Raw genomic sequence first — 10,862 nt, 5'->3', positions numbered from 1 at the left:
TTCCTGAAACAAATAAGGGGGAAACGCTACGGCGTTCCCCCTTTTTCATGTGCTAGAAACTGCTCGTATTTCTTTAAAAGCGTAGCGGAATATGAGATGATATAAAAAGTCAGAAAATTCAACTACTACGAGAGCAAGGGGCCTGACAATGCGAACATACACTAAGGAGATTCAAGCGATTATCGACAACGTAGAGAAAGTCATCATCGGTAAGGAAGATGTCATCACACAATCATTGGCAGCACTACTAGCGGGCGGTCACGTCCTATTAGAAGACGTACCGGGAGTCGGGAAGACGATGCTCGTCCGTGCGTTCAGCCGATCGATCGGGTTGACCTTCAAACGTGTTCAGTTCACGCCAGACCTACTTCCGTCGGATTTGACGGGTGTATCGATGTATAACCAGAAAACAAGCCAATTCGAATATAGACCGGGTCCTCTAATGGGGAACATCGTCTTAGCCGATGAGATCAACCGAACATCACCGAAAACTCAATCTGCCTTACTCGAGGGAATGGCGGAAGCGAACGTCACCGTCGATGGTGAGATTCATACGCTTCCGAATCCCTTTTTCGTCATGGCGACACAAAACCCGATTGAACACGAAGGAACGTATCCGTTACCAGAAGCACAACTCGACCGTTTCCTCGTCAAAGTCAAAATGGGTTATCCTGATTTCCACCAAGAAATGAAGCTGCTGACACGTTTCGAACGGGATGAACCAATTGAAACGCTCGAAGCGGTGATTGGTCGCGATCAATTGCTCCAGATGAAAGAAGAAGTCAAGAACGTCCATGTCTCACAGCCTGTCAAAAAATATATCGTCCATCTCGTCCAAGCGACCCGGACGAACGGTTCACTTTATCTCGGCGCAAGTCCCCGTTCTTCGATTGCCTTGATGAAAGTCGCGCAAGCATGGGCATACATGGAAGGGCGCAGTTTCGTGTTACCGGATGATGTCAAACATCTCTTGATTCCGGTCCTGTCACACCGCTTGATTTTGACAGCGGACGCGCGTTATCACGGTCAATCGTCTGAACGGATTTTAGAACAAATCAAAAAAGAGGTTGCTGTACCGATCCAACAAGACGTGGAGTCCCTATGACGAAGTGGCAAATTGGTTGGCGTTACGCTGTACTCCTTTTGACGACGGTTGCCTTATGGACATATGCGCGCGTCGATGGCGGAAATGTCGCTTCCTTGCTGTTTTATGTCATGGCTGGTTTGACCTTCTACTGGACGCTCTTCCTCGTTTGGCCCGTCACGCAGGCACTGGCGACGCGCCAAGTCTCGAATAAGATGCTCGTTGCCGGAACGGATATCCCGGTTTCCTTACGGGTTCGCCGGCGTTTTCCGTTTCTGGTCGGAGCCGTCGAGGTGACGGAGGCGATTCCAAACGAACTCAGCGAAGAAAAACTCGATATCAGCCGTCCGCTCCGTGCCCACTACCGAAAGACAGAGCAAATCGACTACACGATTCCATCGATTCGTCGAGGAGTCTATCAGATTCCTGGCTGTATCGTTGAAATTACGGATCCATTCGGTCTGTTCAAACGGAAGCGGATGTTTCCGGTCGAGACGTATCTTGCAATCGAACCGGCACGTCTTGCCGTTCAACTTCCGCATGAGGAGGATCGTGGCGATGGGGGAATCTCCCCTGTGTCGCTTGATCTTCGTCAATCGTCCTTTACTGTCGTCGGGGTCCGGGAATACGTCAGTGGTGACCGGATGAATCAGATCGACTGGAAAGCGACAGCGAAACGCCAAGGCTTAATGACGAAGACGTTCGAGCGAGAGCAAGAACGGGAGACGACGATCGTCTTTGATGAGGGGACGGAAGCGGGTGAAGCCTTCGAACGCGTCATCTCGATGCTGGCAGAAGCGACGGATCAGTTGAACAAACGACGTCTGAGCTACCGAATTCACCTCGTCGGACATGCCGTTCAATCGTTATCGTTACCGCTTGAAGGAGCGAAGCTGACGCATTACCTGATGACGGCGCAGCCGAGTCGGACGCGGACGTTCATCGAGTCATGGGAGTACTCGTCAAAAGCACTTCGACTGAGTGGCAACGTCCTTTTCATCACACCGGATCTTGAATCGAACAATGAACTATGGATTTCGAAGATTAATCAAGAAGCCACCGTTCATGTCTATACACCAGAACGGAGGGGAGTGCGATGATGCGACGTTTGATTTGGAACGCCATCGCGGCATCCGTCCTGACTTGTTTCATGCCACCACTTCTCGAACTGACGACGTTCGAACATCTCTGGTCCTTCTTACCGATGCTGTTTCTGCCGTTGCTGTTGTCGCATCTATCGCGGCGTTACTTTTTACTCGGAAGTCTCGGTGGATTACTGCTGTCGTTCTATCTGATTTTGACGCCGGGAGCAGCACCATGGGGCATCTTTACGGAAATCAGTTCAGATATTCAGAGCGTCATCAATGGTGAATTACCAGGACGACCCGCTTTCGCGCTCTCGATCGGTTTGATTAGTTTTTTGATCGCCTATCTCGCGCGTCGGACGTTCCCGAATCGTGGGTTCGTCTTCGGGCTTGCCTTCGGAGTCATTGGATTCATCGCGTATTGTGATACATGGACGGATTACTCGGGAGAGACGTTCATTCTCTATCCGATCATCTTGTCCTTGGTGTTGCTGTATGCGACGGAGGTCAACGAACGACCACGTGCTTCTTACGTTCGTCCGTTGAGTGCCTTATTCATCATGGGTGCCGTCATCGTCGCTGCTGTCCAAAGTCCTGTCATCAATGCGACATGGCAAGACAGTTGGTACGATTTGACGTCCGGTCTTGAAGGTGAAGGAGAGCCGACAAATGCGATTCAAAAGGTTGGCTACGGTAACAATGATGAGCAACTCGGAGGACCGTTCCAGATGGACGACCGGGAAGTCTTCCAAGTCGAAAGTGAAGGGAACCGATACTGGCGAGTCGAGACGAAAGATATTTACACGGGCAAAGGCTGGGTGCTGTCGGAATCGAACCCGGAAATCGATGGACGGGGTTTCTTCTCGCACTTCGGGCGAGAAGTCAAGACACGCGAGGAAACAGCGACGTTTGAGATGGCACGTGAATTACCGTTCGTGCCATACAACGGAGACAATGTCCGGGTCTCGGTCGATCAACAACGACAAAATGTACTGGTTGATCCAGAGAATCAAAAAATATCGTATCTAGACGAGGCGGATCGTCAACGTAACTATCAAATTGACTATTCGTATCCGCTCTTTACGGAAGAACAACTCCAGACAGATGAACCCGTCAATTTATCGGAGAATGAAACAGCGCGGTATCTCCAACTGCCGGATGGCTTACCACAGCGGGTCCGTGATTTAGCGGAACAAATCGTTGAGGGTGAGGAGACACCGTGGGACAAAGCACGGGCGATTGAAAATTATTTCGAAGAAGAGAACTTTGAATATAATACGGAGGAAGTCGCTGTACCAGGAGAAAATCAGGATTACGTCGATCAATTCCTATTCGAGACGAAGCTCGGATACTGTGATAACTTCTCGACGTCGGCTGCTGTTTTGCTACGGGCAGCCGGGTTACCCGCACGCTGGGTGAAAGGGTTCACAGGAGGCGAATCCGACGTCATCGGAGCTGCCGTGACGAGTTATACAGTGCGGAATAAAAATGCGCACTCGTGGGTCGAAGTGTACATCGAAGGACCAGGCTGGGTACCGCTTGAGCCAACAGTCAGTTTCGATGGAGCAGGACAATACACGATCGATCGGGAAACGGAGAACGAGACGGAACAAGCAAATCCGCAACGTGAGACAGAAGATAATACGGAGACGACGACGCCAAATCGTCCGCAAGAAAATCTTCTTGATGAAGAACAGACGACTAGCGCTGGACAGACGGAGCAGAAGTCGATTCCATTTTGGCCAATCTTCCTGACGGCACTTGCTCTCTTGTTCCTCTATCTGTTCCGAAAACCAATCATTCGAACGCTCGCGATTCTCTTCTTCCGAAGACAAATCGAGCGACCGGAAGGATTCCGCCGGATGTATCGCTACCTCTTACGACGTCTTGATAAAAAAGGATTCCATTATCAAGATGGTCGGACGCTTGCAGAACTCGCTCATGAAGTCGATGGGTACTACGAGACGTATGCGATGCGACCGTTGACGGATGCTTACGAACGGATGGTCTATGGTGGAGAATCACTGTCGGCTGAGAAAAAACGTGAATATTTCGAAAATATCATTCGTCATGTAGAGGGTTGATATTTACGAAACGATACAGTTACAATGGGAACAACGTAAATCACACACATGCAATCTCCTTTGTATATACTCGCGAATATGGCGCGAGAGTCTCTACCGGGTCACCTTAAACGACCTGACTATGAAGGAGCAGACCCTTCGTATACATTTTTTTGTGAAGCGGCCTGCTCTTTTTCCATTTTATCCATGGGCGAAGAGTGGGCTTTTTTCATAGGGTACGCATGAAATCAGAAAGGCGGGAACAGATTTGGAAGCACATTTGGACCAGGAAATGATTCTCGTCCTCGATTTTGGAGGACAGTACAATCAATTGATCACACGTCGTATTCGGGACCTTGGTGTCTACAGTGAGTTGCATTCGCATAAAATCACTGCAGCAGAAGTAAAGGAAATCGCACCTGCTGGTATCATCTTCTCAGGTGGTCCACGTAGCGTCTACGCAGAGGATGCGTACCGGTGTGACCCGGAAATCTTCGACCTCGGTATTCCAATCTTCGGGATCTGTTACGGCATGCAGCTCATGTCACAACATTTCGGCGGAACAGTGGAACGTGCGGGACATCGTGAATATGGAAAAGCCACATTGACGTTACAAGACCCGTCACCGATGTATGCGAACCTACCGCTTGAACAAACGGTCTGGATGAGCCACAGTGACCTCGTCACATCTGTACCAAACGGTTTCGTCGTCGATGGAACGAACGTGTCATGTCCGATCGCTTCGATCAAGAACGAAGAATTGAAAATGTACGGTGTGCAGTATCACCCGGAAGTCAACCATACGGTCTTCGGGAAAGAATTGCTTAAGAACTTCCTCTTTGAAGTCTGTCAATGTGCGGGCGACTGGTCGATGGAGAACTTCATCGAAATCGAAGTAGCGAAGATTCAAGAACAAGTCGGTGATAAAAAAGTCCTCTGTGCACTTTCTGGTGGTGTCGACTCGTCTGTCGTCGCAGCCTTGATCCACAAAGCAATCGGTGATCAATTGACATGTATGTTCGTCGATCACGGTTTACTGCGTAAAGGTGAAGCGGAAAGCGTCATGAAGACATTCGCGGATCACTTCCACATGAACGTCATCAAGATTGATGCCCAGGATCGTTTCCTCGACAAACTCCGTGGTATCTCAGATCCGGAGCAGAAACGTAAAATCATCGGCAACGAGTTCGTCTACGTCTTTGACGAAGAAGCAGCGAAGCTGACGGATATGGACTTCCTTGCGCAAGGTACACTCTATACGGATATCATCGAGAGTGGTACGGATACGGCACAAACAATCAAATCACACCACAACGTCGGTGGACTGCCGGAAGACATGCAGTTTGAATTGATCGAGCCGATCAACACGTTGTTCAAGGATGAAGTCCGTGAACTCGGGAAAGAACTCGGTCTTTCAGATGAAATCGTGTGGCGTCAGCCGTTCCCAGGACCAGGTCTCGGGATTCGTGTCCTCGGTGAAATCACAGATGAGAAACTCGAAATCGTTCGCGAATCTGATTTCATTCTTCGTGATGAGATCAAAAAAGCAGGACTCGAGCGCGAAATCTGGCAATACTTCACAGTCCTTCCTCCAATCCGTTCGGTTGGTGTCATGGGCGATGAGCGGACATACGACTATGCGGTCGGCATCCGCGCTGTCACGTCCATTGACGGAATGACATCAGACTGGGCACGTATCCCATGGGACGTGTTAGAGAAAATCTCGGTTCGAATCGTCAACGAAGTCCAGAACGTTAACCGCGTCCTGTACGATGTGACGTCGAAACCACCGTCAACGATTGAGTGGGAATAATGATGATTAAAAAACTAAGTAATATATAAAAGAGTAAAACTTTTATGCACATAATATGTCCCTACAAGAACAACAGTTTAGCTAATTAAACTATTGCTTTTGTAGGGACTTTTGTATTGTACTATCCAAATTTTTAGTAAACTTATGAAAATCCACAGAAGTTATAAAGTTAAAAAAGAGAGTATTTGTTGAAAAAAAGAAATTTTTTAGTAGTAAATTCAAGCGGGTCACAACATCTTTATTTTAAAATATCTCCTATATTTTTATTTTTTAAGTATTTTGAATCAAGCATAATGGAATATTTGGGGTGGTTTTTCAATATAGAAAACGATGTGACTTTTTGAATACCAATAATTTTTCCTTTTCGAGATGGATGAAAAGGATTATTTTTTACAGTCAAACCTTTATATTTATTAAAGGAATAGACATATATTTTATGTTTTGATGTATCGTTTATAGAGGATAATACACTCTGACCTAATATTTTGTGTTCCTTACTAGTAAATGATTTGGGAGCGTTACCCCAAGCTAAAATGATATAATCATAGTTGCATTTAAATGAGTTTTTTATTGTGCATATATTTTGGGACATTAATTTGTCATATTCACTATCTTTTAGTTTTGAGGTAGATGTTTTTACTTTAGATGAGTTAGGTTCATAAAAAGGATATAAGTTTAAAATTTCAACCTTTTTTGCGTTCAAAAAATTATAAGAGTGTTCTATAATGTTAAATACTGTAGAGTCAGTTTTTTTATCAGTAGCTTTACTAGGGTTCATCATTACTACTAGTACTGAATTGGAGTTGGATCTATCATTGATTTCAGCCACTAATGAAAATCTACATCTAATAGGAGTTGAAGTATCATCAACTTTGACAGGAACTTTTACATAATCAGGATAATCTTTTAAAGTCATTTTTATCACCACTTTCTATCAATGTATATCAACTCTAATTTATACTAGACTATTTTTAAATATAGAATATTCAAAGTGTTTTCAACGATAATGTGAAGTTCAGATGAATATATAGTATTTAGAGAGTTTATCGAGAAAATCTCAGTTCAGAACGTTAACCGCGTCCTGTAAGATGTGACGTCGAAACCACCTTCAACAACTATATTAAAAAATGAAGCTCTCTTTTGTTCGCATGATTTGTGAATGAAAGGGGGCTTTTTGTGAACGAAATTATGAAACCGTTGGACGTTTTAAAACTGAACCGACGAATTTAGATACTTTAGTTCCAGTTTGCTGAGAAGCGTAGACTCTTTCTGTATTATGGAATACATCATCTAATGGAAAAGAGGGATACTGCCTTATGATAGACTGGACATGGACTGAAGTTGATCAATTAGAAAAACTAGAAAAATGGAATGAAGCTAAACGCTATCTTTTGAATTCTTGGAGACACCATCCCGAAGATCTCAAAACAGTCATTCGACTGGGCTTTTTTTGTTGGTACGTCACCTTTGAACACGGACCATTAGGAATTACAGAGAACGATATAGATATTGAGGAATTAGAATCTTTACTAAAGGAAGTTACATACGATGGTTTACGTTATTTTATGAACCATGAGGACTTTCTATGGTGTTTTGGTTATATGATTTCGATGACTCCTTATTATTTTGGAGAGTACAACGAGTGGGAAGAAAAAGGCGCATCCATGTTACGACGTGCTCATGAACTATGTCCAGATGAACCAATTTATGCGTATTCTTATCTCGGGTCACTCTCAAATACTTACGGAACACGTGAAAATGAATTACAGCAGATCCAAAACGTTTTAGAGGATCGCTTTAAAGGAGAGGGACTATTATCCGACTACTTTAAAAATATATACGCTCAGTGACAGGGCGAATTTCTAACAATCGTGAAATATCCTTCAAAAAAACGTTTTCAAAACCGAACGTTCGGATAAATTAAGTGGTTAAATTTCGCTTTTATGGTTGACCCATGAATTTGACCGTGCTACGATGTGTCTGTTCTTATTTTTCATACCACTAAAAAAACATAAATAATGCCGTATAATTCTGGGGATAGGGCCCGGAAGTCTCTACAGGAACACCGTAAAGGTTCCTACTACGGCGCACACGCAGCATCGTGCGCTTATTGAAACGGCTTTTACCGCTTAGGTAAGGGCCGTTTTTTGTTTTCAAGGAGACGGCTTATTTGGAAGGAAGGCAATCATGAGCACACAATTGAAACAGCCACACCAACCGAAAGCAAAAGAAAATGCGATTGCGCGTTTCTTTGACTTCAATGGGCTTGGTACGAACATGCGTACAGAGTTCATCGCCGGCATGACGACATTCTTTGCGATGGCGTACATCCTATTCGTCAATCCAAACACATTAGCAGACGCGGGAATGGATGCAGGAGCGGTCTTCGGAGCAACGGCGCTCGTCGCAATGATTGGTTCCATCACGATGGGGTTACTCGCGAACTATCCGATCGCGCTTGCACCAGGTATGGGACTAAATGCTTTCTTCGCCTATAGTGTCGTCATCGGAATGGGTATTCCGTGGCAAACTGCACTCTCAGGCGTTCTCGTCTCAGGTCTTGTTTTCATGGTATTGACGGCTTCAGGTATTCGTGAGGTTATCATCAACGCAATTCCAGAGCCGTTGAAAATGGCTGTTGCAGCAGGTATCGGATTGTTCATCGCGTTCATCGGTTTAAAAACAGGTGGTCTCGTCGTTGCGAATGAAGCGACACTCGTCTCACTCGGTGATTTAAGTAAAGGAACAACACTTCTCGCGGTATTTGGCCTTGTCGTATCAGCGATCTTGATGACACGTGGTGTCAAAGGCGCAATCTTCTTCGGAATGATCGTGACGGCGATTGCTGGAATGATCTTCGGTTTGATTCCAGTCCCAACAAGCCTTGGTGAAATCGTTTCAGCACCACCGAGTATCGCGCCAACATTTGGACAGGCATTCCTCCACTTTGATGAAATCTTCACGGTTCAAATGATGATCGTCATCCTGACTTTCTTCTTCGTTGATTTTTTCGATACAGCAGGTACGTTGGTTGCAGTAGCAAACCAAGCTGGTCTGATTAAAGAAAATAAAGTACCGCGTGCTGGTCGCGCATTAATCGCTGACTCAACAGCGACGGTAGCAGGTTCGATTCTTGGAACATCAACAACGGTTTCTTACGTTGAATCCAGTGCAGGGGTCGCAGCAGGTGGTCGTTCAGGTATGACGGCAATCGTCACAGCATTGTTCTTCGGTCTTGCTTTATTCTTCTCACCATTACTTGCAATTATCACAGCGCCGGTCACGGCACCTGCATTAATCATCGTCGGTGTATTGATGGCAGCTTCATTGCTCCAGATCGATTGGAAAAAATTCGAGTATGCGGTTCCCGCGTTCTTGACCGTCATCATGATGCCGTTAACGTATTCAATCGCAACAGGGATTGCATTCGGTTTCCTCTTCTATCCGGTCACGATGATCGCGAAAGGACGAGCAAAAGAAGTGCATCCGATCATGTATGTATTATCACTCGGTTTCCTCGGTTACTTCATCTGGTTGCATTAATCCAAACTGCGTCTTTCTTCTATATAGAAGAAAGACGTTTTTTTATTGGGAGAGGGTAAGGGAGAAAAGAGAGGGTGATTCAGATGTTACAGCAGATTACTGGACCTGTGTTCGAATACTTGGCTGAGAATAGGTTACTGATTCAATTAGCGAGAAAAGTTGGATTGCCGCTTGGTGGGACGTTATTTGTCGGAGGGCAGGGCGCTGAAGAGACACTCGACACGGTGAAACAATTTAATCAAGATGGACGAGCCGCTACGGTGGATTGTCTAGGAGAGTTCATTGAGACGGAGCAGGACGCGGTAGACATCGCAAATGAATGTATTAAAGTCATCGGGCAAATTAAAGAACATGATCTGGACGCACAAGTATCTTTAAAGCTGACATCAATCGGATTAAGAATTGATTCGGATATCGCTTATCAACAGTTGAGTCGCATTGCAGAGGTTGCAGATCAACAAAATATGCGTGTGACAGTCAATATGGAAGAAGCGATGATGGTCGAGGCGATTATCCAAATATTCGAGCGTGTACATGAACATTATCCGAACGTCGGGATTGCGCTACAGGCAAATGTCCATCGAAGTCGTTTTGATGTAGAACGTCTTCATGCGACAATCCGAGTCGTCAAAGGAGCGTACGATGGAGACGATGAAATCTATATTCAACCGAAAAAGACAGTAGATGAGACGTACCTTCAGTTAGTGAAGGTTAATTTGTTAGAAGGCAACTACACTCAGATCGCGACACACGATGAACAGATCATTCGACAAATCATTGACTTTACTCAAATGAGAGACATTGATCGATCACAGTTCGAGTTTCAAATGCTTCAAGGCATGCGACCGAAACGACAACAAGAATTAGTTCGACAAGGGTATCGTGTTGTCATCTACGTTCCGCATGGTGTGGATTGGTATACGTATTTGATGAGACGGTTAGCAGAACGCCCGGCGAATATCGCGTTTACAGTAGGTGCTATGTTAAGAAGGTAAAGACTTTGCGAAGAGGATTCAAACTCTTTGCAAAGTTTTTTTGAAATAATGCTTGTGTTTGTCGAATTTTGTTGTTATATTAATAAATGTTCCAGCGAGACGCCTTTTATAAACGGTTCGTTGGGGCTGAAAAGTTTTTTAAAAAGCATGGTTGACATAATCAAAACAACCTGTTAATCTATTAAAGTCGCTAAGGCGGTAGACGAACTTTGAAAACTGAACGATGAGGCAAAAATCGTATTCTACGGAATACAAAAACGAATGAAGCGCAAGCTTCGT

At 45.2% G+C, this 10,862-nt stretch carries 8 protein-coding genes and 2 riboswitches; of the genes, 7 read left to right on the top strand and 1 reads right to left on the bottom strand.

From position 1 onward, the window contains the following. The first annotated feature begins 148 nt into the window (after positions 1 to 148). The 4 genes from ITJ88_RS11290 to guaA all read left to right on the top strand — a co-directional run bounded on the left by ITJ88_RS11290 (position 149) and on the right by guaA (position 6,045). On the top strand, positions 149 to 1,105 hold the full coding sequence (locus ITJ88_RS11290; RefSeq protein ID WP_087681966.1) for an AAA family ATPase: 957 nt from the start codon (positions 149 to 151) through the stop codon (positions 1,103 to 1,105). Then, positions 1,102 to 2,184 (top strand): DUF58 domain-containing protein, encoded by a 1,083-nt coding sequence (locus ITJ88_RS11285; RefSeq protein ID WP_195865717.1) that lies wholly within the window; start codon positions 1,102 to 1,104, stop codon positions 2,182 to 2,184. The genes ITJ88_RS11290 and ITJ88_RS11285 overlap by 4 nt, the downstream gene beginning before the upstream one ends. After that, positions 2,181 to 4,253, top strand: coding sequence for a transglutaminase TgpA family protein (locus ITJ88_RS11280; protein ID WP_195865716.1), 2,073 nt, complete (start codon positions 2,181 to 2,183; stop codon positions 4,251 to 4,253). The genes ITJ88_RS11285 and ITJ88_RS11280 overlap by 4 nt, the downstream gene beginning before the upstream one ends. 40 nt (positions 4,254 to 4,293) lie before the next feature. Then, positions 4,294 to 4,395: riboswitch (purine riboswitch) on the top strand. A gap of 129 nt (positions 4,396 to 4,524) precedes the next feature. Beyond that, positions 4,525 to 6,045, top strand: coding sequence for a glutamine-hydrolyzing GMP synthase (gene guaA / locus ITJ88_RS11275; RefSeq protein WP_195865828.1), 1,521 nt, complete (start codon positions 4,525 to 4,527; stop codon positions 6,043 to 6,045). A gap of 238 nt (positions 6,046 to 6,283) precedes the next feature. Here guaA and ITJ88_RS11270 read toward each other — a convergent pair whose 3' ends face one another. Then, entirely contained in the window at positions 6,284 to 6,961 is a 678-nt protein-coding gene (locus ITJ88_RS11270) for a DUF1643 domain-containing protein (protein ID WP_195865715.1), read from the bottom strand. A gap of 400 nt (positions 6,962 to 7,361) precedes the next feature. On the opposite strand from ITJ88_RS11270, the gene ITJ88_RS11265 reads away from it, so the two are divergent. From ITJ88_RS11265 to ITJ88_RS11255, 3 genes are all read left to right on the top strand, one after another. Then, positions 7,362 to 7,895 (top strand): hypothetical protein, encoded by a 534-nt coding sequence (locus ITJ88_RS11265; RefSeq protein WP_195865714.1) that lies wholly within the window; start codon positions 7,362 to 7,364, stop codon positions 7,893 to 7,895. 151 nt (positions 7,896 to 8,046) lie between these two features. Further along, a riboswitch (purine riboswitch) is annotated at positions 8,047 to 8,148 on the top strand. A 135-nt stretch (positions 8,149 to 8,283) separates the two neighbouring features. Next, positions 8,284 to 9,588: an NCS2 family permease gene (locus tag ITJ88_RS11260; protein WP_195865827.1), complete on the top strand. Its 1,305-nt coding sequence runs from the start codon at positions 8,284 to 8,286 to the stop codon at positions 9,586 to 9,588. Positions 9,589 to 9,671: 83 nt separating this feature from the next. Next, entirely contained in the window at positions 9,672 to 10,583 is a 912-nt protein-coding gene (locus ITJ88_RS11255) for a proline dehydrogenase family protein (protein WP_195865826.1), read from the top strand. Positions 10,584 to 10,862 lie beyond the last annotated feature (279 nt).

This window comes from Exiguobacterium abrahamii, from assembly GCF_015645365.1.
Classification (GTDB): domain Bacteria; phylum Bacillota; class Bacilli; order Exiguobacteriales; family Exiguobacteriaceae; genus Exiguobacterium_A; species Exiguobacterium_A abrahamii.
Note: the sequence above shows the minus strand (reverse complement) of the source record. Positions and strands in the feature narration are given on the sequence as shown.